Source organism: Flavobacterium sp. EDS (assembly GCF_020991525.1).
In the GTDB taxonomy this organism is placed as follows: domain Bacteria; phylum Bacteroidota; class Bacteroidia; order Flavobacteriales; family Flavobacteriaceae; genus Flavobacterium.
Window position 1 is genome coordinate 1 of the sequence record NZ_JAJMOZ010000026.1, and the last position, 25,602, is coordinate 25,602.

At 32.7% G+C, this 25,602-nt stretch carries 17 protein-coding genes; 4 read left to right on the top strand and 13 right to left on the bottom strand.

From position 1 onward, the window contains the following. Positions 1-437 precede the first annotated feature (437 nt). Positions 438-1,586 carry an alpha/beta hydrolase gene (locus tag LPB87_RS20145; RefSeq protein ID WP_230729122.1) on the bottom strand — a complete coding sequence of 383 codons (1,149 nt, stop codon included), beginning with the start codon at positions 1,584-1,586 and terminating at the stop codon, positions 438-440. Between the two features lie 905 nt (positions 1,587-2,491). Here LPB87_RS20145 and LPB87_RS20150 point away from each other — a divergent pair. Continuing rightward, on the top strand, positions 2,492-5,929 hold the full coding sequence (locus LPB87_RS20150; protein ID WP_230729124.1) for a pyruvate carboxylase: 3,438 nt from the start codon (positions 2,492-2,494) through the stop codon (positions 5,927-5,929). 617 nt (positions 5,930-6,546) lie between these two features. Here the strand turns inward: LPB87_RS20150 and lodB are convergent. From lodB to LPB87_RS20165, 3 genes are all read right to left on the bottom strand, one after another. Next, positions 6,547-7,635: a lysine-epsilon-oxidase maturase LodB gene (gene lodB, locus LPB87_RS20155; protein WP_230729125.1), complete on the bottom strand. Its 1,089-nt coding sequence runs from the start codon at positions 7,633-7,635 to the stop codon at positions 6,547-6,549. Positions 7,636-7,638: 3 nt separating this feature from the next. Beyond that, complete coding sequence (locus LPB87_RS20160) at positions 7,639-10,065, bottom strand: LodA/GoxA family CTQ-dependent oxidase (RefSeq protein WP_230729127.1); 2,427 nt, start codon at positions 10,063-10,065, stop codon at positions 7,639-7,641. 806 nt (positions 10,066-10,871) lie between these two features. After that, a complete protein-coding gene (locus LPB87_RS20165; protein WP_230729128.1) occupies positions 10,872-11,423 on the bottom strand; it encodes a hypothetical protein in 552 nt (183 codons plus the stop codon). A gap of 178 nt (positions 11,424-11,601) precedes the next feature. Between LPB87_RS20165 and LPB87_RS20170 the strand changes: the two genes are divergently transcribed. Continuing rightward, a complete protein-coding gene (locus tag LPB87_RS20170; RefSeq protein ID WP_230729130.1) occupies positions 11,602-12,006 on the top strand; it encodes a helix-turn-helix transcriptional regulator in 405 nt (134 codons plus the stop codon). Between the two features lie 63 nt (positions 12,007-12,069). On the opposite strand, the gene LPB87_RS20175 is transcribed toward LPB87_RS20170, so the two are convergent. The 7 genes from LPB87_RS20175 to LPB87_RS20205 form a co-directional block, all read right to left on the bottom strand. After that, positions 12,070-12,492, bottom strand: a complete 423-nt coding sequence (locus LPB87_RS20175) for a hypothetical protein (RefSeq protein WP_230729132.1) — start codon at positions 12,490-12,492, stop codon at positions 12,070-12,072. 187 nt (positions 12,493-12,679) lie between these two features. Then, positions 12,680-13,048: a hypothetical protein gene (locus LPB87_RS20180; RefSeq protein WP_230729134.1), complete on the bottom strand. Its 369-nt coding sequence runs from the start codon at positions 13,046-13,048 to the stop codon at positions 12,680-12,682. Positions 13,049-13,052: 4 nt separating this feature from the next. Further along, complete coding sequence (locus LPB87_RS20185; RefSeq protein WP_230729136.1) at positions 13,053-13,208, bottom strand: hypothetical protein; 156 nt, start codon at positions 13,206-13,208, stop codon at positions 13,053-13,055. A gap of 21 nt (positions 13,209-13,229) precedes the next feature. After that, positions 13,230-13,451 (bottom strand): hypothetical protein, encoded by a 222-nt coding sequence (locus tag LPB87_RS20190; protein WP_230729137.1) that lies wholly within the window; start codon positions 13,449-13,451, stop codon positions 13,230-13,232. A 264-nt stretch (positions 13,452-13,715) separates the two neighbouring features. Further along, a complete protein-coding gene (locus LPB87_RS20195) occupies positions 13,716-14,759 on the bottom strand; it encodes a hypothetical protein (protein WP_230729139.1) in 1,044 nt (347 codons plus the stop codon). A 339-nt stretch (positions 14,760-15,098) separates the two neighbouring features. Further along, complete coding sequence (locus LPB87_RS20200) at positions 15,099-16,454, bottom strand: hypothetical protein (protein ID WP_230729141.1); 1,356 nt, start codon at positions 16,452-16,454, stop codon at positions 15,099-15,101. A gap of 95 nt (positions 16,455-16,549) precedes the next feature. Next, the gene (locus LPB87_RS20205; protein ID WP_230729143.1) at positions 16,550-17,248 is read right to left on the bottom strand and encodes a DUF1826 domain-containing protein; all 699 of its coding nucleotides are present in this window, start codon (positions 17,246-17,248) and stop codon (positions 16,550-16,552) included. 234 nt (positions 17,249-17,482) lie between these two features. Between LPB87_RS20205 and LPB87_RS20210 the strand changes: the two genes are divergently transcribed. Then, the gene (locus LPB87_RS20210; protein WP_230729145.1) at positions 17,483-18,475 is read left to right on the top strand and encodes a fumarylacetoacetate hydrolase family protein; all 993 of its coding nucleotides are present in this window, start codon (positions 17,483-17,485) and stop codon (positions 18,473-18,475) included. Between the two features lie 408 nt (positions 18,476-18,883). Here LPB87_RS20210 and LPB87_RS20215 read toward each other — a convergent pair whose 3' ends face one another. Both LPB87_RS20215 and LPB87_RS20220 read right to left on the bottom strand, forming a co-directional pair. Continuing rightward, positions 18,884-20,308: a SusD/RagB family nutrient-binding outer membrane lipoprotein gene (locus LPB87_RS20215; RefSeq protein ID WP_230729147.1), complete on the bottom strand. Its 1,425-nt coding sequence runs from the start codon at positions 20,306-20,308 to the stop codon at positions 18,884-18,886. A gap of 12 nt (positions 20,309-20,320) precedes the next feature. Further along, positions 20,321-23,503, bottom strand: a complete 3,183-nt coding sequence (locus tag LPB87_RS20220; RefSeq protein WP_230729149.1) for a SusC/RagA family TonB-linked outer membrane protein — start codon at positions 23,501-23,503, stop codon at positions 20,321-20,323. A 684-nt stretch (positions 23,504-24,187) separates the two neighbouring features. On the opposite strand from LPB87_RS20220, the gene LPB87_RS20225 reads away from it, so the two are divergent. Next, on the top strand, positions 24,188-24,688 hold the full coding sequence (locus tag LPB87_RS20225) for an SRPBCC domain-containing protein (protein ID WP_129538324.1): 501 nt from the start codon (positions 24,188-24,190) through the stop codon (positions 24,686-24,688). Positions 24,689-25,602 lie beyond the last annotated feature (914 nt).

Sequence of the window (25,602 nt, forward strand, 5' to 3'; positions counted from 1 at the left end):
TTGACAAAAAAATACCGCAAAGACCACAGTCCCGATAGCTATCGGGATATGCAAAGGTTCGCAAAGGTTCGCAAAGTTTAATGGCTTTGTGAGCCTTTTTTTTCTTTGTGCTCTTTGCGGTAAAAATTATTGGTTGTTTTGTGTTTAAACAAAGTCTTTGATTGTCCTATAGAGTTATCTTTATTCAATTCAAACCGTTAACTTATTTCTTAGAATATTGTTTTCTAAATATAAAATAATCAAGGAAAATAAGAACTAATAATAAAAAGTGGTGAGATTTTTATCGGGTGTAGAATTTCTAAGAAGCAAAAAAAATGCATAAATTTCAAAGATATTTATCTTTTCATAAGGAAGACTTCGGAGAGTAGGATTTTCCTGTTTGATTTTCCATTAACAACTCAGTCTCTTATTAAATACGGTAGAATTAGATAGCTCTTTCATAAGGAACTTTTAAACAATGCCGTAATAAATAGTGGAAAATTTTCATTCTCAATGTAATCTCTAACAGCATGGCTGCTTTGCTTATTACCATGACTTTTAGAGAAGACTACCCTGTCATAAATACTTGTATTTCCTGAAAAAAAGTCACGAACTTTTTCATGCTCCTCTTCATTGCAGGAGAGTGTAGTAGCTCCCACATATTTGCTAAATATCCATTTTGTGGTAACAATATCATACTCATTGAACCCATTGATAAATTGGTAAGGCACTGTAATTTCTTGAATATCCTTTCCTTTTACTGTCCTTTGATAGTAATCTTGAAAAACATTCTTTCCGGGTATGGCAGGAGTCAACATACCTACTGTGAATCTGGAGGATGGAGAATTATAGATTTCGTTATTATGTAATTGTTTGATTTCAATTCCTAGGGAATCTTCCACATAAAAACTGTCTTTAAATCTTTTGGCATTAAAAAGAGCTTCTATAATAACCGCTGCACCGAGGCTGTGAGTAATCACATAAGAGTGTTCTGCTTTCGTTTTGTTTAATATCCTTCTTAATCCTAGACCTGCCCGTGCGGCACTGAATTGGGCATTATTCCAAATTTTAACGGTATTGAAAATTTTGTCACCATTATTCAAACCATCCCAATACACTTCGACAAACTGAAAATTCATATTGGGTTTCAGTTGGGTGACAGCGACTCTTAACCTGCTAAAAGCTATTGAAGCTCGATCTGCGTTATTATTGTAACCGTGAATGAGATAAATAATAGTCTTAGTACCCGAAGCCTTGTCAATCAGATTACTATATTTTTGATCCAAATGTAATTGTAAAGCAGTTATATTTTCAGCTGTTGTCTTCTTTGTCTCATAAGGAATATTTTCACCCTTGAAAACATTCAAAAGTGTAGTATGATCTTTAATATAAACATCCTCTAGGATAGAGCCATTACTTCGAAAAAGATCAGAATTGATCTTGAATTCTGGATACACATCCCCATGGCGGTCTATATAAATTCGGATAGGTTCATTTATTGCTGTGTAAGTCTGCTGCTCTTTTAGGTCTCCGAAATCATTGTATAAGGTACCTATCGGAGAACAGCTGAAAAGTAAAAACACGAAGAAAAGTAACGTTTTTTTCATAAGAGGAGGATTTAAGGCGCAATGTATTTTGATAGCACTGGTTAATAGTGAAAATACTATCAAATATAATCTACTTCGCCGATCTATTTACCCGTATAAGTACTCATTTTTAGTGAGTTATGGTGTTTTGAAATACTCATTTTCATTCGAAACGGAACAAAAGGGTAGCAAAATTTTATGACCTAATTGAAGTTGATATACTTTTTACCACAGAATTTTAAGGCTGTTTCTTTTTGTATTAACTAGTCAAAAAAATATTGAGTGCATTTTGTGGCAAAATAAGATATGTAAATAAATCAATTTTTTACATTAATCCATTACAGTATATCTAAACCAAATATCTGATGCCATTGAAAGACAGATTCTGTATACAGTAAGGCAAAATCTTCAAATCTTCCATAAAATTTATAGAAATTTGTCCAGTTAAGGCCACAAGCTGAAAAGTCCAATTCTTAGGAATTGGACTTTTTTTATGTTTTTTTATTTGCAAATGATTTTAGATCCCCAGCATATCAAAGCCTGATTCAAAAGAAACTTTCAGAAATGAAAATAACATTGTTTATTTTTAGTTTGAACGTGGTCAACTCAAGAACTTTTATATATTTGTTGCGCCTTGTAAATCAGTTTTTTATTAGGAAGAAATGATGATTATCAATATAATTATAATACATATAACAATGAATTTGAACACCAAATACGGGAAGAAAGGATTCCTGAAGCTATAAAAAATGGTTTTTATTTTGAATGACCTGAATTAAGAGAATTACTTTATTTATTATCCATTCCATTGGAAGGAGTCTGAGAAGAATTGGATTTTAAGCAATATAAATTAATAGATTTTATCCTCAGAAGTTGTTCAAAATAAGTCGTTTTTATTTTGTGGATATTTAACTTAATTTATTAAAATGAGAACAATTTCAAAATTACTAGTTGCAAATAGAGGAGAGATTGCACTACGTATTTTTCGCGCTGCCGCGGAATTAAAAATTAAAACTGTAGCGATTTATACCTACGAAGACAGGTATTCCCTGCATCGCTACAAAGCGGATGAAGCGTATCAGATTGGCAAAGATACAGATCCCTTAAAACCTTATCTTGATATTGATGAAATCATAAAAGTAGCCAAAGCCGAAGGAGTGGAGGCGATACATCCAGGTTATGGTTTTTTATCAGAGAATGTACTATTTGCTACTAAATGTGCAGAAAATGGAATTTTATGGATTGGCCCCAATCCAGAAGTCATGGAACAATTAGGAGACAAAGTGGCTGCCAAAAAAATCGCATTAGCTGCCAATGTACCTTTAATTGAAGACAGCAAAAGAAACCTTATTTCGTTTTCTATTGCTCAAGAAGAAGCAAATCGCATAGGCTATCCACTAATGTTAAAGGCCGCAGCAGGTGGGGGAGGCCGTGGTATGCGAGTGGTTCGAAATCCCAATCAGTTAGAAGCTTTGTTTAACGAAGCAAAAAGAGAAGCAAAAACAGCTTTTGGTGATGATACGTTATTTCTTGAAAAATTCATTGAAAACCCCAAACATATTGAAGTACAATTATTAGGAGATAATTATGGAAACATTGTCCATTTATTTGAGCGTGATTGTAGTGTACAGCGAAGATTTCAAAAAGTGGTCGAAATTGCTCCAGCCCCAAATTTAAAACAAGAAACAAAAGATAAGTTATACAAGTATGCACTTAGTATTGCAACTAAAGTAAATTACAATAATGCTGGAACGGTTGAATTTTTAGTCGATGCAGCAGAAAACATTTATTTCATAGAAGTAAATCCCCGAATCCAGGTAGAGCATACTGTTACAGAAGAAGTAACAGGAATTGATATTGTTAGAAGTCAAATTCTTATTGCTTGCGGTCACCAACTGTCCAGTCCAGGAATTTATATTATGGGACAAGAAAGTTTAAAATGTAGTGGTTTTGCAATCCAATGCAGGATTACTACCGAAGATCCGGCTAATGATTTCACACCCGATTATGGAACTATTATTGCGTATCGAAATGCTGGAGGTTATGGCATCAGGATAGATGAAGGAAGCTCTTATTCGGGAGTTAAGATTTCACCTTTTTTTGATTCTATGCTCGTAAAGATTACTGCCAGAGGAAGAACATTAGAAGGAACGAGTCAGCGTCTTTTAAGAACGCTGAAAGAATTTACTATTGAAGGGGTTAAAACCAATATTCCTTTTTTAGAAAACTTAATTGTTCATCCCGATTTTCAAGCAGGAAATATTACGGTGAATTTTATAGGAGATAATCCATCATTGATGAAAATCAAAAGAAAATCCGATAATGTAACTAAGAATTTGGCATTTATCGGAAATATAATTGTCAATGGTAATTCAGATGTTCCCTTTATTGTACCTGAGAAAAAATTTCTGACTCCAAAATTACCAATCCCATCAAGTGCTTTTCATGCTAATGGAACCAAACAACTATTAGAAGAGTTAAAACCTAAAGCATTTTCAAACTGGATTAAAGAACAAAACCAAATTTTGTATACCGATTGCACGATGCGAGATGCGCACCAGTCATTGCTCGCTACCAGAGTGCGTACGATCGATATGATGCCTTTTGCAGAAACATTTACGAAAGACTTCCCAGAAATGTTCTCTATGGAAGTTTGGGGTGGAGCCACATTTGATGTTGCGATGCGATTTTTGAATGAATGCCCTTGGAGTCGTTTGGAACAAATGAGAAAAGCGATGCCCAATGTACTGTTGCAAATGCTGATTAGAGGTTCTAATGGAGTGGGGTATACTGCTTATCCTGATAATTTGGTTGAAAAATTTATTGAAGTATCTGCTCAAAAGGGGATAGATGTATTTAGAATTTTTGATTCACTCAATAGTATCGATAATATGAAGAACAGTATTAATGCTGTACTTACAAATACAGATTCGCTTGCAGAGGTTTGTATGGGCTATTCAGGAGACATTCTAAATCCTGAGCGTCCTAAATTCAATCTCAACTATTATTTGGATCTCGCTAAAAGAATAGAAGATACAGGCGCTCATATTTTGTGTATAAAAGATATGGCTGGTTTATTGAAACCATATGCTGCCGAAAAATTAATAACCGAATTAAAAAAATCTATTGCTATTCCAATACATTTGCACACCCATGATACCGCTGGAATACAGTCTGCTACTTATCTTAAAGCAGTAGAAGCAGGGGTTGATATTATCGATGTTGCATTATCATCTATGTCAGGACTTACCTCACAACCTAATTTTAATGTTTTTGCAGAAGCTTTAAAAGGAACCCCTCGCGATTCGGGACTTGATGTTGAAAAACTAAATCAATACAGTAATTACTGGGAAGATATCAGGGAGTATTATTATCCTTTTGAGTCTGATTTAAAATCAAGCACAGCAGAAGTTTATAAACATGAGATTCCAGGAGGGCAATATTCGAATTTAAAACCTCAGGCTTATTCCTTAGGCTTAGAGACTAGAATGACAGACATTAAACAAGCGTATCAGGATGCCAATAGTTTACTTGGTGATATTATAAAAGTAACGCCTTCCTCAAAGGTAGTGGGTGATCTGGCCATGTTTATGGTTAGCAGTAATTTGAGCAAACAAGATGTTCTAGATCAAGGCACCACTTTGTCCTTTCCTAATTCTGTAAAAGGAATGCTTAAAGGGGAGTTGGGGCAACCAGATGGAGGATGGCCAGCAGATTTTCAACAAATGGTTCTCAAAAAAGAAAAACCATTTTTAGATTTGCCCAATGCACATTTAACCCCTATAGATTTTGATAACGAATTTGAAATTTTTCAGCAAAAATTTTCTCTTTCCTGTACATTAGCTGATTTTTTATCCTATTTGTTTTATCCTAAAGTTTTTGAAGATTATTTTAAAACAATTGAAAAATATGGAGATGTGAGTGTGATTCCTTCTACTACATTTTTTTACGGATTAAAACCTAATGAAGAAGTAATCGTTAATATTTCTGAAGGAAAATCTATTATAGTGAAATTTTTATATAAATCTGAGCCTGATTTACAAGGAATAAGAACGGTTTATTTTAAACTAAATGGACAAACCAAGGCCATTGAAATAAAAGATATAGCTATAAAAACTACGAATATACAAAATCGAAAAGCATTAACAACTGCTGAAATTGGCGCTCCTTTGCCTGGATTATTAAGTAAGATCTGGGTAAAAGAAGGAGAACAAATCAAACAAGATCAGCCCTTATTTACAATTGAAGCCATGAAAATGGAAAATACGGTATTGGGTAAATCTGGAATCATACACAAAATTCACCTCAATGAAAACAGTTTGGTTGAGAAAGGTGATTTACTTATTGAATATACTGATGATTAGCATGTATGTTTGTCATTAATAAATGGTAATTACAAAACCCTTCAGATATTTCAGGAGGGTTTGTATTTTGTATCAGAAAGTTAAATCTTAATGTGAAGTATTGATGCATCATTTTAAACGTGACGAAGTATATTTGTGGCAAAAAAAATAAACGTAAAGTACGTTAAGATTTAATTTTACAGATAGAAGACACTAAGTTCGCAAAGCTTTGTATTGATCCCGATAGCGCGGATTTGTAATCCGTGCCCGCAAAGATTGGACGCAATGCAAATCAAAAATTTCAATTGTTGTTAATATTTTCTGGAAGGCTATAGATTTAAAATATGCTTCCTCTGTTGTTGCTTTGTATCTTGCCTACATGATCTTTTTTCTTATAAAAATAAAAAGTATAATGGAAAGTTTTACTTTTTATTTGTGAGCTTTTAAAGGAATTACTTTTTGGGCACGGATTGAAAATCCGCGCTATCGTTGCGGAGTTAAATCTGCGCGATCGGGTTTATAATAATTATTTGAATTTCCCGCTCTCATTTTTTCGAATACAATTATTGCTCGACTGAAGCGAATAAATTGATTTTGAGTAGTTATCACAGGATTATGATTAAAAAGGACAATCAATTTTAGTTTTTACCATTCCAAAAAGCACTATTTAACCAACGTACTTCTTGATGATAATACTGTGCTCTTGTTTCGAGGTAATGATTGTAAATATTATATAAGTCGGATTGATAGGTCGCGATACGTTCTGTACCGCCATCTATAATAGCGAGTGCGCCATTGCAAGCAGAACTTATAGCAAAACCAATTCCCATAGATGAAATAGGGTCGAATGAAGCCGCTGCATCACCAATGGCAATAAAATCGGTAATCATACTAAAATCTGTAATATGAGAAAAGGCATTTCTTACCCATAGTTTTTCATGCGAAACAGTACCAGAAACTTTATGCTTCATGTGAACTGTATTTTGCAATGCATTAGACCAATTTTCGATACTATTTAATCGTTTTTCTTTAATAATTTCAGCATCTGTAAATAGGGTAGCTAATATTTTATTATTGGGCAATAAAGCATAATACCACCAACCATCTTCTACAGTTTCAAGGAAAATTTCGTGTTCTAATGGTTTATCCGTATTAAATTCAAGGAAAGCACCAACTGCAACAAGTCCATCGGCTTTCGATATTTTGGCGCCTAATTGTCTACTTACATGGCTTTGTCTACCGCTAGCATCAATCAAATATTTTGATACAATTGTAATAGTTCCTAAATCTGAATTGTTGATTTCAACTTCCCAGTTATCTGCATTTTTATTGAACGAAATACATTTTGTTTCTAAAAAAAGAGAGGCACCTTTTTCTTGTGCTTTACTTAGCATCACTAAATCAAAAATATCCCTGTTTAGTTGGTAGCTATCGACTTCTGTGCTTTGAATAGAATGTCTTGAACTAATTTTGCTATTACCCCAAGCTGCATTACTACTATAACCGGGTAAAAAACAATCATCGCCAAAATCTGACTTTTCTAAACCTAAATGATTTAAAAAATCAAAAATACTTTTACTAACCTGTTCACCTACTCTAACAGTTTCCAAATTTGAAACTTCAACAATAGCGACACTTAGTTTTGAATATTTAAGTATACTTACAGCGGCAGAGGCCCCTGCTGGACCTCCACCAATTATAAGTACATCCGTATTAAATGTTTTCATAGATTATCTTCTTGAATCTGAACCTAAGTTTTTCAATGAAGTAGATTTAATAGACTCTATTAACCTCTTCTTATATTCTTTATAAGTACTCTCATTTCCAATTCTAACAATTTCATTTTCATCATTAGAAGTCAAAGGATTAGATAGAATAGATGCTGTGATAAATTGTTGTTTATTTTGATTTTCAGATTCTTCATTCGTCTCTTTTTCCTTTTGTTTTATTCTTGCCATATTAGCTTTCCAGTCTTCGATATAAAACACAGGTATTTCAACATCTTTATCTCTACCAGTATGCATAATTTCACCAACAGGGAGCTTTTTTGCAGTATAGAATTCATGATTTCTTTCAGTCTCTACAATATAAGGGAAACCTGGATTTTTGTAGTTAACATCGCGAATGAAGCCTAAAGTATCCCAATAATTTACCATTTGGTCGTAACTATTAATACCTCTTTGATAAAGCATTTGTCTCCCCGCTTCAAAACCGCCATTCGCCACTTGACGTTTGATTGTAAAATCCCCAACGATTACCTCCCAAGGACTTTGGGCGGGCCACCAATACGTATAATATATAGGTGCTGGAAATTTACGATCAATACTTTCGTCGTCTATTTTTGCATTATTTAGATCAACATTATCATTTACTACATAATGTCTATTTTGTGCAGGATTTGAAAAATTAATTGTTTGCAATGAACAGTTTATAAAATCTGCTTGCCATGGACATGCCATACGTTTAGTTAAATCTCCAGGTTCGCATCCACCTCCCTCACATTCATCTCTTGTGAGAGTTAATAAATTATTATTTATTTCCGCATGTCTAATTGAAAAAGGTCCGTCATAAATAACAGGATTATGGACCGACCATGTAACTTCAATTCCTGGACTCATCGGCAAACCAATACAATTCCCAATACTAATTGAATCTTTATAATAAGGTTGATCTTCTTCTTTGAAATCTTCATTACTTATACATTTACCTTCAGACCATTGCTTTAATAAAAATACTTGTATTTTTGTTAATGATACAAACTTTAATGGATTTTCATTTCTTGGAGAACTAGAACCTGAATTTAATGGCATTAGAGGAAACAAATTACCGAATTCTATTATCTCATTTTCACCTTCAGTTTTTAAATTTTTTGCGTGGTCTTTGAATAAATATTCTTGAGGATATTCATCCTGAGGATATTTGTCTCTCATTTTAGCATCTTCCACTAATGATGGACCATTATAATGAGACTCATGATAAAACTTTCTAGTATCCTCCTCTTCAAAACGAGGTGTTTTACCGTCATCATTTTTTGAAAGCCCATCTATTTGTCTGAAATAGTCGTATATAATTTTTCTGTTTGTTAGAATAGCTTCCTTTTTTTTATCATCTAATGTAGACACATCTAATTTATGATCATAGGTAAATAAACCAAAATTAACCATAGGTTGTACATTGCCTACCCATTGGTAACGCGCCATTCTTTCGAAAATAGGATGAATATCACGTTCGTAAATAGCGATATAATCATTATTATATTTACCATCATTAATTACTTTTTCTCCTTTTGCACCAATTAATTGTGTTTTAAAATTATTGATTGCTAAATCCAGCATCGTATCATATAAAGTCGAAATGTTGACAATCTCAGGAGCAAAATCTGGCGAACCAACAATACACCATGCATTTGCTTCATGAGTACTACCATTTTTAAATTTAACTTTACAAACCACTGAACCATCAGAAATATCGTCATGCCATGTGTCTCCACCACCGTAACCTGCTAAGTCTTTTTCTCCACAAGTATGTCCATGACCACCAAAAATGATTAATCTTCCCTTCTGGTCCGTATGAATTTCCCCTAGAGTATTTATAGGAGTTCCATATTTCCCTTCAGCTAAATTTTTTTTACAGTCTTTCTCGCTATTACTTGTGAAATAAGCAGCTTGTTTATTAGAATTTTTATCGATTAGAATACTTCTACTTCCAGTATCTAATATTAGTTCGCGTCTTTTTTTATTATCTTTATTTCTTAATGGAAAAACACCATCAGTATATCTTTTCCCATTCTCTTTATAGGAGTTTTGAGGATATAATAGATTTCCTTGTAGTTCATGGTATTCATACCATTCCGCTTTTTTATTTGCTAAATGAACAGTCCATTCTATATATTCTACATCTGGATAATCTAAAGTTATTTCTGTTCCTTGTTCATCATAAACTCTAAATGGTTGACCTTGTCTTTTAATAAGTCCAAATTCATCTTTAAAGTTTTCAGTTGATAATTTACTTTGATTAATATTGTCATATTGATCAAGATTATCCAAATTGTACTGATGCGGCAAACCTCCTGTTTTATTAGGCACTAATAACTTTCCTTCGGGGCTATTTCCAAGCCTTGCTACACCTATTGAAGGGTGAATTCTAATATTATTCATAATGTTACTTTATTGTTTTCCTACTCATAAGGCTTTTCGGTTCTTCCCCTGCAATTAAACCTTTACAGGAAGGTATGTTTTTTAAAGTGAAACCTCTATTGTAACAGGCAAAATTGGGTCATCATTGATGACATCTATGATCAAATCTGCATGAACTTTAAATCCTAGTAAATCTTGAGATGTTTTGTTATCTGCCCACCTACTTATAGTTTTATAAATGCTTAATTTTTACACACTTTTTATAGAAATATTACATTTCAATTAATAAAAAAATACGGTTTCCCATAATCTAACTCATTAATAATAAATGTAAAGGAGGAAAAATTACAATCATACATTGCTCGATCTAAGTATTTTTCTATAGATTTTTACAATAATAAATTTGTAAATTATATTAATTGAATTTGAGATGAAATTATAGTAAAAAAATCAAATAGCAACAGGTATTTATACTGCTTTTAATCTTTTAAAGGATAGAATTAAAAATATAGTGAATTAAACCAAACTGAAATTGATATTTCTTCTACGCCTTGCGCTGAAAACATGGCTCAAGTTATTTAGAACTCTGCCTTTTTGTTAGAAAATTTAATATTGATTTTTTTGACTTAAAAACAGATTGTCATTTTCTTTAAAATCATTTAAGAGATTAAAATGGATTTTTAGTTCAATCCCCAACTGGATAGCTTACTTAGCTTCTTTGTGCTTTTGCGAGAATATATAATTTAGGTTTGATTAAATAATAATTTATTTAGAACTTCTATTTAGTCTCAAACCTAAAAATGATTACTAGCTAATTATGGAGTTTTTTAGCACACAGATTCAGGAGATTTCTTGATTTTCTCAATGCCTCTTTCTTTCATTAGTGCCACTGCATCGAGCATTTTGGTTAAATGAATATAGGACGTCGTTAGGTCAGAGTAAGGATTTCCATCATAAGGAGCCAATGAAAGCTCCATGATTTGACATAGAAATGATTCAAATTCTTCAAGAGTTTTTTCTTCAAATGCTTTTTGAAATACTATAAAAGGATTATCGTATTCTTCCTTCGTTAGGGAAGAAAGATGAAATAGTGTTTCAGAGTGCAAAGAGGCTGTAACTTTCCATTTTTTGCTTTTCTTTTGCAGGCAGTAACACACTTTAAGAAAAATATTTATAGCAGTATAAAAAACAAAAGCATCAGAGGGATTGTTGGCTTTGTAGATTTCTCTCTTATAGCTGTAAACTACCAATTCAGTTAAGTTCTGTTTGTAATAGTCCAGATCGGCATAGGCAAAAAAGGCATCAATTGCCTTAAATGGATTTCCTGCCACATGTCCTGGCCAAAAGCTTGTTTCGAAGGATATCTTATTCTTTTTCATACTCAAGAGATTTAAAATTTACAAACGAAGTTCTATTCTTTAAAAAGGATAATCTATTCTAAAACGGATATAATATCTGACAAAAAGTATGTATTATGATATATTTTTTTATCTTTGAAATTCACGATTTTTACGCAAATGGCTTTATCTTTGAACCTTCAGAAAATTGATATTCATTATGGAACAGAAAATACATCAGGGAAGAAACGTAAAACGTTTTAGAGAAATGCTAAACATAAAGCAGGAAGCATTAGCTTATGATCTGGGAGAAGACTGGAATCAGAAGAAAATTTCTATGCTGGAGCAGAAAGATGTAATTGAAGACAATCTGCTGAAACAAATTTCAGCTGTATTAAGAATTCCTGTAGAAGCTTTTCAGAATTTTGATGAAGAACAAGCTATAAATGTCATTTCTAATACTTTTGGAGATAATGCTTGTGTTGGAAATCCTAATTCTTCATTCAACTTCAATTCTGTTGAAGAGTTAAAAAAACTTCACGAAGAGAAAATTGTTTTGTTTGAACGTATGTTGAAAGAGAAAGATGAAATGATGGAGAGGCTTGAAAGATTAATTGCTAAATAATTATTTATAGAAGATATATTAATTCACAAAGAGACTTTCGAGTCTCTTTATTGTTTTGGAATATTAAGGAAATATTGAATTAATATTAAAGTCTTGGTTTAAATCGGTTTTGATAAATTCTCTCCATCTCTCTTTGTTAAATGATATATTTTCTTTCTCCATTCGAGTTTGATATTTCCTTATAAATTTTTCATAATGTGAAGCATTTCCTTTTTCTTCTTGCACTATTTTATTTGCAAACTCATTAAATTCATCATCACTAATTTTAATGTTTCGACATAGTTGAGCGACAATAATTATTCGTACTTGCCATAACATGCCGTAATTAAAAGTTTCATTGTGCTTCTCTATAATTTTATCAATATAATTTCCTATTTCTTTTGATGGTAAATCACATAAGTCTTCTCCTAAAACATTATCAGTAACATGTTTTTTTAAGACAAACCTAATCATATCACCAGCATTACTTGTAGTCCGTGTCTGCAAAATATATTAAAAAGAAAATCTAGTTTTTAAATACTTTACATTAGTTTTTATTAGTAGAGGAACGAGCACGGATAGAATTTCTGCGCTATCGTTGCGAATATCCGAGCGATCCGGATCAAATGAATTTGGCTTGGTATAAAATTAAAAACACGATTCATACGCTAATGGGGCGAGATATTTCTGATAATTAATCATCCAATTTTAAAAATAGAGAATTCCCATTTTGTAGAGCTGATTCACATATTTGCTTAATGGCATTATATTCTTCTATTATTGTAGAATCAATATGTTCATTAATAGATAAAAGTTGATCAAAAAACTCTTGTAGTTGATTAATCTTTGTAAATTCTGAAGCAAAATATAAATCTGTATTCAAAAGATAAACTAAACTATTTACATTAGAATTTGAATGCAATGGTACCCAATCAACTATTGTATTGAAGCTTGTATTAAAAATTTTTACTTTAAAAACAATTTCGTTAGTGACTTTTTTTTCAATTAGTATTGCTTCTGTTAATCCGTAGGGATTTATTGTACTTAAATCAATTGTTTTCATAATTTTATTTTACTTTAAAATGTCCTTTTGCTAGTATTTCTTCTTCTTGTGGTGTTATAATCGGCAAAATCTTTTTTTGTCTATTAATTAACCCCATCCAATTGTCTGGAGATATTGGATTTGCTTTATCCTGAAACTTAAACCAAGTGTCATCGTTCAAAAGAATTTCCCCCTTCTATTTTTATTCTTTTAAGTTGACTTCTTTTTTCTCGCCATCTTTATCTATGGTTACACGTTTCTCCACATTGGCCTTATCAATATACGATTGTCTGGCAGAACCGTAATTTGTAGAGGAACCTGTATAACCCCAATAGTTATAATAATTGGTATAGCCAGATACATACGAATAGTTATAAGAGTTAGAAAAATCAAAGCTGGCCATAACAACATAGGTGCCTGGCATTAGATCTGAGAACTCAAAATGACCCGATAGCGCGGATTTGTAATCCGTGCCCGCAAAGTTTATCTCATCATATTGTAAAAAAAATCAGTTTTTATTAATATTAAGAACGGGCACAGAAAGAATTTCCGCGCTATCGTAGCGCATATCCAAGATATTGTGTCATTTTTAGACATTTCTTTGCTGACCGCTATTGCAATGAATATAAACGATATTATTATTAAAATTATAAACACCATATTTAAATATCTTGTTACCTATAAAAAATTAGTAATATTCAATTTCATATTCTTTAATGTCTTTTTCATATTCACCGTCAAAATTTAACTCTGTAATTTCAGAAATCTTATTACCAAAATCGTCATAAAGAATTTCTTTTATTTCTTCACCATCATTCCGATTTTCAACATAACTGATTAATGTTCCTTCGCTATTATAATTAAATTTCTCAATTATTTTATTAAAACCGCTGTCTGTTGATTTTTCTATAATCACTCCTTTTTCATCCAAAACATAGTCGTACAAATAACAAAGCTCATCGTCCCAATCTGTTTTTATTTCGAAAGAGTGATATTTAATCAACAAGTTATTTTCATTATAGTAACTATAATCTCCACCTCTAAATACTAATTTATCTTCTAAACTTTCACTATCATAATCATACCTTTCTTCTGATATCGTATTTCCAAATTGATCGTATTCAAAAACGGTTTCTTTTTCTAAAAAGTACATCGAGATTTTGGTATCTACCTTGTTTCCATTTTTATCAAAACCAAAGACTTTCATCATTTCAAAAAACTCTTTATATCCTTCAGATTCGTCTGAGCCGATAAAATCATGATGTGGTATCTTAAAATAGATTGTTCTGAGAGGCTTTTTAGCCTCATTATATTTGGTAATGTCAAGTGAAACCAAAATACCCGAAGAATTAAAAAACTTTCTGTATTCGTAATCTTCAACATAACTGTAATCTATACTATTTTCGATATTATTTTCTGAATCAAACTTCTTCATAGAAAGAAGCCGTTTATCCTCTCCATATTGATAATAATACGTTTCAAAACCTAGCTTTTCTTTTTCTATTTTATTATTTTCATTGTACCATGTTTCATCTCTTCTACGTAATATTCCTTCACTATTAAATCGTTCCATCAAACTGTATTGATATTCATATCTGTAAATTTCTACTGATACAACTATTCCTTCTTCATATTTTTCATCTCTTACTATTTTACCTTCTGCATTATAGCATTCAATTTGTTGAACAATAGTATTTTTAATTGTTTTGTGGCTTTTAATTTTTACAGACATAATTTTCAAACATATTAAAAACAATGAAGATAGAAAATATATATATACAGTTTTATAAAAAATTGAAGATAAAAACTTGTTCTCCGATCGCGCAGATTTGTAATCCCCAAGCTGGCTCGAGTGTCTCGCTCGTGAACACAAAAAAGGCAACTAAATAAAATAAGAATCTAGCAAGAGTTTGCCGAAAAGATATTTATAGAGATTATATTGGTTTACATCCACGAGCGATACACTCGCGTTAGCAAGAAAAATTAGATAGCATTATTAAGGGGGTTCGCGATGAACTATTTTACAATTATCAAACCACAGCAAACGCTCCGTTTTACACTTTTTCTATTTTTATTCTTTTAAGTTGACTTCTTTTTTATCGCCATCTTTATCTATGGTTACACGTTTTTCAACATTGGCCTTATCAATATAGGATTGTCTGGCAGAACCGTAATTTGTAGAGGAACCTGTATAACCCCAATAGTTATAATAATTGGTATAGCCAGATACATACGAATAGTTATAAGAGTTAGAAAAATCAAAGCTGGCCATAACAACATAGGTGCCGGGCATTAGATCTGAGAACTCAAAATGCCCTTGATCATCATACACTTTGGCTTTTTTGACAGAATAACCAAAATCAGCATTCAACGGAACTTCTGGCATTTTTTTCTGTTTACGAATTTTCTTGTTGACTTCTACCCATTCCTCATAATAAGCAGAATTTGGAAAAAGTGTAATCTCCGTGCCTTTTGGAGCATATTGTTTTTTAGCTGTATTGACCAAACCACCCAATTTCTTACCTGAATCTGATCTTGCATAGGCAGTACCAATAATAACACTATTGCCTTTAGAAATCTGTTGAGCAGTTTCTTCTTTATTGAATTTGTTTTTAATTGGCTGATAGTCCAATTCTTCATTGACTGTGATTTCCCACATTCCTTTGCCCATTGACATTTCTCTCTGCCACAGACGATGGTCTTTTTTGTCTATAATATAATTATAAATGGCATTGGTACTTTCTTCTGTAACTGTAACAAGCCAAGTTTCGTGCTTACCTGTTCTGGGAGAGTTGTAGATAAAGCTTTTTACCTCCTTGATGGTATAGTATTCTACAAGTACATTCGACTCGTCGTTATAATAGAATTGTGGAAAGCGTGCTTTATAACCAACATCTAATGGTAATGTTCCTATAAGATGATCGGTCCAGTTCCAGTCTATATAAGCATCTTTGGGATGCAATTTCAGTTTTTTATCCTTTTTGGTTTTCTTAGAATAGTAATTACCTGTAACGGTCTCACCAAAGTCGAGATTTAATTTTGAATTCTTTTCGTCGCTGGTATAACTGATCGGTTTTAGTGTTTGCTGATTTGCTACAGTGGTGCGAGTGCTGGTTCTGGAATTGTCTTTTGGAGTATAGGAATTGGTTAAACTCAACTGATTATTTGCCGCAACAATATCATAAGTCAATGATCCTTGCTTTACCCAGCTTGTATCCTTAACATAATATACTGTATAAAGGGACTTTTCGGGTTTAATGTATTTGGTATTGATATCCTTGCTGCCTGGTGCAACTGTCTTTTGACAGAATGCAGCAAATGGAAGAAGAAGCATCACAAAAAGAAGTTGTTTTACCAGACTTGCTGTTTTATTTTTTAAAAAAGTTAATTTCATTACTAAAGAACCGTTTATACTCTTACTCTTCATGATGATTATTTTTGATAAAGAACAAATTTACTAATGTCAAATATAAAAAACAATACCTGATTTCATGGGTATAAATGTATTTTCCAGCAACTTACTCAACAAATCAGCAACAACCGATATTCTCCTTCATTTTCGATTGGAGCTCTATGAATACAAGGCAGTACTTGTTGTTTAGGATGATCTACAGCCAGTCGCCAAAGATGCCCCAATCCTAAATTAATAGGTTCTGCATCTGCATTTACCTGATAATGCAAATCAAAATAATTTTCTTCTAGAAAGTTTTCGAATTCTTCTTCTGGTCCATCATGCAGCTCTTTTAGCTTGGCTCGGATTTCTGGAATTAGAATTTTTTGTTCTGCTTGCGAATTAGAAATAATATCACTTGCCGCTCCGTGATAGGTGCATAAAAAAGTATCTGTTGCAATGGGCGAACGATCTACATGAAACGAATACACATCTGTAGAAATGAAATCAAATTCATCATCACGTTCATAACACTTCAGCAAATTAAGAGAAGGCGAAGCGCCAAAATCAGCCAATAATTGTAAATCATTTAAGATTGTTTCTCTTGCTGTATTTCCTTTTTCTGAGAGTTGGAGTGCGAGTAAATCTTCGGGGAAAACTTCGGTTATATTTTCTTGTAAAGATAATAGGGCTACAATCTCTTTAAAATCGCCATCCAGATTTCTGTGCCAGCATAACGCATTCATTTCTCCTTTGAAATCGGTATGCACAAGCTCAGAAAAGGTAGCTGCCATTCCTATTTGGCTGTTGTCAGAAAATGTATTGCTCATAGTATAATAGGTAAGAAGCAAGTTGCTTCATGCATCACAAAATTATGTAATAGTAGTCAGTTAAGGCCTATTTATCTTTATAAACTTTTGGAATTAGTATCTTTTTTGTCACAAAAAGTTAAGAAAGTAACCTTGTTTTTTTGAGGTAAAAGGCAATTTTTTCAGTTTCTTTGATGGACTATATTGTGCTTTGGATATCAAAAAGAATTTTATAGTTTTACAAAAAAAAGAGAAATGAAATTAGGAACAATCGACAATGGAACAAGAGATGGGCAATTAGTTTTGGTTAATAAAAACCTGACAAAAGCCGTTAAAGTTCCATCAATTGCTGCAACTATGCAACAAGCAATGGATAATTGGGAAAAATGTGAAAGTCTTTTGAGAGTGGCTGCAGGACAATTAGAAGAAGGAAAAATAGACGGAATATTTGATTTTACTGATGCAAAAATAATGGCTCCAATCCCTAGAGCCTATCATTGGGCAGACGGAAGCGCTTATGTAACTCATGTGGAGTTGGTTAGAAAAGCAAGAAATGCAGAGTTACCAGAATCATTTTGGACAGATCCGCTGATGTATATGGGGGCTTCGGATGCCTTTATAGGGGCTAATGATGATATTAAAGTAGAGAATGAAGATTGGGGCATTGATCTGGAAGCTGAAGTTGTAGTTATAACTGACGATGTGCCACCAGGAGTTAATGCTGAACAAGCCAAAAAACATATTAAGTTAATTGGTCTTGTTAATGATGTGTCTTTAAGAAATTTAATCCCAGATGAGTTAAAAAAACAATTTGGTTTTTATCAGTCTAAACCGTGGACCAGTTTTTCACCTGTTGTTGTTACTCCTGATGAGTTAGGGGATAATTGGGATGGAGGAAAGGTACATTTACCTTTGCATTCTTTTATAAATGGAGTAAAAATTGGGTCACCAAATGCGGGGATAGATATGACTTTTGATTTTGGACAATTAATTAAGCACGCAGCTAAAACTCGTTCTCTGATGGCTGGAACCATAATTGGCTCTGGAACAGTTGCAAATAAAGGAGCTGCTGCTGGATCAAGTTGTATTGCCGAAATCAGATGTTTGGAAATGATCGAAAAAGGAGAGATAACAACACCTTTTTTGAAATTTGGTGATATGGTAGCGATAGAAATGAATGATAATGAAGGTAACTCTATATTTGGAAAAATAAATCAAAAAATCATAAAGTATAATCCAGTTCAATAGTTTTTAACTTAAGGATTTCTTTGTTCTAAATTGAAGAAGATATTTTTAGAATTTTAAAAGCCCATTTCAGTTTAGAAATGGGCTTTCTTTTATGTTTTTTATACATCAGTTGTCTCATTTTTGTTTTTGAAATCATGTGAGAAAACGAGCAAATTGATTGATAAAATTGGATCAATGCTCAATGAGATAGGGTAGAGGTGCTGGGCGTAATTTCAAATCCTATCTGGTGTGATATATATGACAATCATGTTTTCTAAGACTTTAAAAAATTAAAAAAGAAGCTGTCTGAAAATTACTTTTCGAACAGCTTCTTTATTGTGTAAATAGTGATGATTTGATAAAACTTGAATATTCTAAAAGAAAAATATTTTCAGCAGTACTGATTTCTTTTCTTTGAACTATTAAAGTTTATTTTGCATCAAACCATAATTTTGTAGTAAGCAAGTCTTTTCCCTGAGCAGCTACTGCGGCTTGGTAACTATTTCCGTTTAATGATTGCTCTGTGCCTGGGTAGAAGAAACGCGAAGGAATCTGTCCATTTAAAACCGTTGATGGACCTGCTTTTAATACTGGATAATCAAGTCTTCTCCACTCAGCAAAGGCATCAAGACCTTGTCCGAAGAATGCAATCCATTTTTGTGTCCCAATCGATTTGGCATAATTTGTTGCATCATATTTCACAGTTGACTGATTAAGATAGTTAGCAATAGTTGTTGCATCGGTAATACCAAATTGATTGAACGATGCTGTAATGGCACTTTTATAGAGTTGTTCTGCATCTCCAGAAATGTAACCACGAGCTGCTGCTTCAGAAAGATTGAACAATGTTTCAGAATACGAAGCAATTACAGCTGGCGATGTCGAAGTCAGGAAGTAAGTACCCGGTTTTGATGTTTTAGCAAAACCTTGACTATTGGCATCACTGTTTGATAATCCATTAGCAGCTCCAACATATTTATTTACAGTTGCATCTGATGGCAATTGAGCGTAAACAGGCAAACGTGGATCGGCTAACTCATTTAACTTATCAACCAATATTTTCGAAATACGAAAATCATCACGAGTTTCGAACCAAGCCGAAGCTGGATTTTGTTGTGGCGAACTGGTATAAACAAACTTAAAAGCTTCGTTATTGTTACTAATTACCCCAGCAGGATCTGTAGTTGCTTCTATTGCAGTTTGTTTGGCTAAAGCAGGTTCTTTGTCTGAAATTCTCAATGCAATACGCAAACGAAGCGAATTCACTAGTTTTTTCCATTTCGAAATATCCCCTTTATAGGACAAATCGCCTGTTACAGTTCCGTTTGCAGGATTTAGCAAAGACTGAGCTTGTTTTAAATCTTCTAGCAAGCCCGTATATACTTCTTTTTGAGTATTATAGGCTGGCGTTACTTTTTGACCTGCTTCTTTATAAGGAATGCTTCCAAAAGCGTCTGTTAGCAACAAAAACGTCCATGAACGCAGTGTTAATGCAATTCCTTTATAATTTGAATTTGCCTGTTGATCTGGAAAATTCAGGATTGTGTTTAAATCAGTAATCAGGGTTGCATATCCTGTATTCCACAAAGGAGCAAAAGAGGTGTTAGATACATCGTATCTGTCTGGCTCTGTATATTGAACTTTAGCCCAATGCTGCACAAATAATAAAGAGGAATTAAAATTACTATCTGATCCCCAATACAAATCAGCTCCCTGTTTTAATGATCCTGTTAACAGATAAGGGGCTAATGGTTTTGCTGTTGCATTTGGGTTTTTATTTATTTCATCCAGACTGTCGTTGCAAGAGATCAGTGACAAGGCAAATAGAGTTATATATGATATTCTTTTTAGCATGATTTCGTGTTTTTAAAATTTAAGATTAACATTAAGGCTAAAACTTCTGGTAGTTGGTAAAGCCAAACTCTCTAAACCTTGTCCGTTTCCGGTATTGAAAGCTGATTCTGGGTCGATATTGGGCACATCTCTGTAAATAAAGAATAAATTACGGCCTGTTGCAGTGATACTTGCACCTTGAAAACCAAGCTTCTTAACAAAATCTCTGTTAAAATTGTAGCTAAGTTTTACTTCTCTTAGTTTTACAAAAGTGGAGCTATAAATATAAGCTTCGCTAATATTGTATGACGCTTTGTAATATTCCTGCGCACTAAGCACTGAAGTATTTGGGCTTCCATTAGCATATACTCCATTAAAGATCATTCCATCATCATATACATCCGAGCCAACTGGAGCTGCAGTTCCATTTGGGAGCAAAGTTTTTGTAGTTCCTGTTACATAATAATTTAAACCACCATTTGCTGCATCACGACCAGGAAGGGTTTGAGCCAATACACCTGTATAATTACCAGTTCTGTTGGTTCCTGAAAAAAGCTCTCCACCAACTCTTGCATCAACAAGAAATGAAAGTTCTATATTTTTATACGTCAATGTATTTGTAATACCTCCCATAAAGTCAGGAGTATAATGTCCTAATACTTTCTTTTGCGGATCTGCTTGTGGTAATCCGTTTGCACCTACCACTATATTTCCGTTTGCGTCACGCTGGTAAGCTGTTCCGTAAAGCGCACCGTAAGCTTGTCCTACAGATGCTAATACATCTACGCCGCCAGAACTAGCAATGGTGTAGTTTTGAATCTGTTTTTCATAGTCAAGAATGTCTACTTTGCTTATATTCTTTGAATAATTCAGACCTACATTCCATTTAAAATTAGGAGTTTGAATAGGAGTTCCATCCAATTGAATTTCAATACCGTGGTTGTTTATTTTACCTGCATTGATTAATTGTGAATCATAACCACTAGCTGTAGTCGTTTTTATTTCCAAAATTTGGTCAAAACTATTGGTGTTATAATAGGCAACATCAAGATGCAATCTATTTTTCCAGAAAGAAGATTCTAAACCTACTTCGGTAGAACGAGTTGTTTCAGGTTTCAAGTTTTCATTAAGCTTCTTTTTAGAAGATGTTTGAATTGGATTTCCGTCGAATGCAGCTTGAAAATTGTAAACTGTAGCCAATTGATACGGATCTGCATCGTTTCCTACTTCAGACCATCCACCGCGTAATTTTAAGAAATCAAGCGTATTGCTTTTTAGATTCAAAGCATCAGATACTACCAAACTACCACTAATAGAAGGATAGAAATAAGAACGGTTATTGCGTGGTAATGTCGATGACCAATCGTTACGTCCGGTAACGTTTAAAAACGCATAATTTTTATAACCCAATTGTGCCGAAGCATATACACTATACACTTTTAATTCAGAAAATAAGTTTGAAGAAGTTAGCGGATCTCTTGAATTTGTCAATGTGTATAAATCAGGTACAGCCAAACGCGGTGCTTTTTGGTAATTGTTTGCATCTTTATGGTTACGGATGTTGAATCCAGCAAGGGCATCTACGCTAAAATCATCGTTTACTTTTTTAGTATATTGAAAGATACCTTCAGTGTTTCTTTCATCTACAGTATAAGCGTCTTCAGCATAAGAACCAAAAGGAGTTCCGTTTGTACCATATTTAATTTCGTATTTTCTTCGATCATTGTAATAGTCAACTCCTGTTCGGAATTTAAAAAGAAGCCCATCTATTATTTTTGCTTCTAAATGAATGTCTCCTATAAAACGGTTGCGTTGTTGGCTAGTAGTATTGTAATAAGCATTCCAATATGGATTGCTATAGTAGCTGTTGTTCCAGTTAACATCTCTATTATTTCTAAGTTCCTCAGTATCTACCTGACGTCCGAACCAAAGAAACTGAAGCATAACACCTGCAGCACGATTACCTGATGGCCCACCTGGCAATGTTGGAGCAGTGGTAACAATATAGTTGGCTGTTACCCCAATTTTTACGTTTTTAGCTATTTGGTAGTTTGTGTTAACAGTAAAGTTAGTTTTGTTTATTTCGCTGTTAGGTACTGTTCCTAATTGTTTTTGATTATTGACTCCTAAACGGAAATCTGATTTTTCATCTGATTTGGCTATAGAGATACTATTGTCATAGGTAAGACCAGTATTAAAAAAGTTCTTCACATTGTTAGGATGCGCTACAAAAGGAACTGCTACTCCTTTTGAGTTAAACTGAGGAATAAGACGCCCGTCTAATTTAGGCCCCCAGCTTTCGTCAACACCATCATTAATTCCGCCTCCTTTACCATCTACATAGCTAAACTTCCCGTTTGATCCTTGTCCAAATGAATTTTGAAACTTAGGTAATGTAGCAACTTGAGAGACTGTTATGCCTGAATTAATGCTTATACCCAGTCCTTTTTGACCTTTTCCTGATTTTGTTGTTATAAGAACCACACCATGCGCAGCACGAGAACCATATAATGCGGCAGCATTAGGGCCTTTTAGGACTGTTAATGTCTCAATATCCTGAGGATTTAAATCGGCAATTGCATTTCTGAAATCACGAGTAGCGCCACCAACACTTCCTAATTGGGAGTTATCTACAGGAACTCCATCGACTACAAATAATGGTTGGTTATTACCAGAAATAGACGTTTCTCCACGAATAATAATACGTGAAGACCCCATATCTCCTTGCGAATTGGTGATACGAACTCCCGCTAATTTACCACTAAGGCTATTTAAAAAATTAGTTTCTTTTGTTTCTGACAACTCTTTGCCTTTAAGTGCTTGGGTTGTATATCCTAAAGATTTCTTTTCTTTTGTAATTCCTAATGCGGTAACTACTACTTCTGATAACGCATTTTGTTCTTCAGTAAGCGTAATAGTAACTGGGTTTCCAGTAACTACGACTTCTGCTTTTTTATATCCTAAATAGCTTACTAATAATGTGTAAGGTAGTTTTTGTCCTGTTTGGAAATAAAACTTCCCATCAAAATCTGTTACAGCTCCGTGTGTAGTTCCTTTAATGTTTATTGATGCACCAATAATTGGTTGTTTTGTAGCAGCATCGACTACTATTCCTTCGAGTTTAGATTGGATTAATGCTTTGGTTTCTTGAGCTTTAATTCCTATAGAAACCAATAAAATACATAAGCATATATGTCTATTTATTATTTTTTTCATTACTTTGTTTTAGTTTAATAAATAAGGGAGCTGTAAACAGATTTATTCCATTTACGTTTTCCTTCTAGAGATGTACAATTTCTTTAAGCTCAACCATTTCTGCTGCAACAGAAATGGTTTTTTTTTATTTGTATTGCATTCGTTTCTTCATATTTCTTTTTTTTTGATTACTATTATTTGAATTGGTTTTTACAAGATTTGCCTTGTATGAGTTTTATAATTTTTTTATTGAAGTTTTTTTATTCTTGTATTTAGGTGACAAATAGATTTTCTATTGATTCGTATTTTATCAAAGCGAAGTGTATTTTGGAGTCTTAAATTTTATATTTTTCAATGTATTTAGTTCTACTAATTAGGTAGGACAAATGTATATTAAAAATATTAGCTCTCAAATTTTAACTGTTTTTTTGTAAAAAAAAAATGTTAATTAAATTTATTGATATAGCTCAAGTTATTGTTAGTTAGGTTTGTATGTAATTATTTGATTCTTTGTTTTGTCAGATTTTTTTCTAAACAGATTATCTATATTTGATTGTAGTTACTACTAAAAGTGCTTTTATTCGTATATTTGCATACACAAATCACTAGTTTTATTTACTAAAAGGAGCAGATTGACCGAGTCGATCCTTAAAAAGCCATAAGAATATTAGATGTAGTACTATCAACAATTAAAGAATAGAAAAAATGAAAAACGATTTGCTATTTGATTTTACCATTGACAAAACGACAAAAACGGCAAGCATAACTAAAGCATTTGCAGGCAACCTTTTGATGGTATGGGATGCTTTTACCAGACAAGAAATTCTTGATCAATGGTGGGCACCTAAACCATGGTCATCGAAAACAAAGTTTATGAATTTTGAAGTGGGTGGACACCGATTTTATGCCATGGTGAGTCCAGAAGGAGAGGAGCATTGGTCAATTCAGAAATATACTTCTATTACCCCTAAAACTAATTTCAAAATGTTCAGTGCTTTTGCAGATAAAGATGAAAATATTGAACCGCTTGGTTCTGAATGGGATCTGAGTTTTAATGAGCAAAACGGAATAACAACTGTACATATTAGTATTTATAATGAATCTCTTGATCGCTTAGAAAAGATGATTGAAATGGGATTTATAGAAGGGTTTACTATGACACTTAAAAATTTAGATGATTTACTGACTATTTTATCTAAAGAATGATTTTCAATAAAAACTGTAAATAAACCTAATAGAACTGCGGTTATTTATTGGTACTTTTTTTACTATTGTATTTTTTAAGGACCTTCATTTTCGGTTATACTAATGCCAACATTATTAGCTTTGTATATTTATTGTGAATCTATACCATAATAATGGATTAGTTATAATTCTTTTTATCTTCTTCTGAAAGATTAGCTATTGTCATTTGTAAACAATGAATTGTTTCTGAAGTTTGTAAATTATTGTCTATATGATTCTCAATAATTTTTTAGAATAAGCGTCAGTTACAAAACTTTTGTATTTACAACTATCATTAGTCCTCCAATATTTTATATTTCTTACTCATAATTGAGTAGCCCCTTTGCTAAAATCAGTAAAGGGGTTTTTTAATTTAAAAAAGAAGTATTAGCCTAGCTAATTTCATGACTTTATAAATTGATCGCATTATTAATTTTTAGAATAACATTTACATAATAAACATTTCTTTATAATTCTAACTAAAAAGGGAGGGGATCCCTTTTCTTGTCTTTACTTAGCTCAATAGTTGATTCTGGTGTTTTTTCTTAATTATTAGCTTTTATTCTTACTTTTTTTATTGGTAATTTAAAATTTTGTAGTTTTATTATTATAATTTTTTTATAATTTTTATTGTTGTTACCGAAAAGTATTCCTATTATTGTAATACAATTTAGGTTTTTACTTACAATACGATAATTATTTATATCCTTAAATTAATTTAGATAATGAAAAAAAACTACCTATTCCTATTCTTATTATCCCCATTATTAATACACGCTCAAGATATCCTTTGGGAGAAATCCTATGGGGGCAAACATGCCGATTACCTATTTGATGCACAACCTACAGCTGATTATGGCTTTATACTCGCAGGAAGTTCATTATCAGGTAAAACC

Coding starts and splice junctions, on each gene's coding strand:
- LPB87_RS20145 (WP_230729122.1), bottom strand. CDS start 1,586: ATGAAAAAAACGTTACTTTTCTTCGTGTTTTTACTTTTCAGCTGTTCT.
- LPB87_RS20150 (WP_230729124.1), top strand. CDS start 2,492: ATGAGAACAATTTCAAAATTACTAGTTGCAAATAGAGGAGAGATTGCA.
- lodB (WP_230729125.1), bottom strand. CDS start 7,635: ATGAAAACATTTAATACGGATGTACTTATAATTGGTGGAGGTCCAGCA.
- LPB87_RS20160 (WP_230729127.1), bottom strand. CDS start 10,065: ATGAATAATATTAGAATTCACCCTTCAATAGGTGTAGCAAGGCTTGGA.
- LPB87_RS20165 (WP_230729128.1), bottom strand. CDS start 11,423: ATGAAAAAGAATAAGATATCCTTCGAAACAAGCTTTTGGCCAGGACAT.
- LPB87_RS20170 (WP_230729130.1), top strand. CDS start 11,602: ATGGAACAGAAAATACATCAGGGAAGAAACGTAAAACGTTTTAGAGAA.
- LPB87_RS20180 (WP_230729134.1), bottom strand. CDS start 13,048: ATGAAAACAATTGATTTAAGTACAATAAATCCCTACGGATTAACAGAA.
- LPB87_RS20190 (WP_230729137.1), bottom strand. CDS start 13,451: ATGCCAGGCACCTATGTTGTTATGGCCAGCTTTGATTTTTCTAACTCT.
- LPB87_RS20195 (WP_230729139.1), bottom strand. CDS start 14,759: ATGTCTGTAAAAATTAAAAGCCACAAAACAATTAAAAATACTATTGTT.
- LPB87_RS20200 (WP_230729141.1), bottom strand. CDS start 16,454: ATGAAGAGTAAGAGTATAAACGGTTCTTTAGTAATGAAATTAACTTTT.
- LPB87_RS20205 (WP_230729143.1), bottom strand. CDS start 17,248: ATGAGCAATACATTTTCTGACAACAGCCAAATAGGAATGGCAGCTACC.
- LPB87_RS20210 (WP_230729145.1), top strand. CDS start 17,483: ATGAAATTAGGAACAATCGACAATGGAACAAGAGATGGGCAATTAGTT.
- LPB87_RS20215 (WP_230729147.1), bottom strand. CDS start 20,308: ATGCTAAAAAGAATATCATATATAACTCTATTTGCCTTGTCACTGATC.
- LPB87_RS20220 (WP_230729149.1), bottom strand. CDS start 23,503: ATGAAAAAAATAATAAATAGACATATATGCTTATGTATTTTATTGGTT.
- LPB87_RS20225 (WP_129538324.1), top strand. CDS start 24,188: ATGAAAAACGATTTGCTATTTGATTTTACCATTGACAAAACGACAAAA.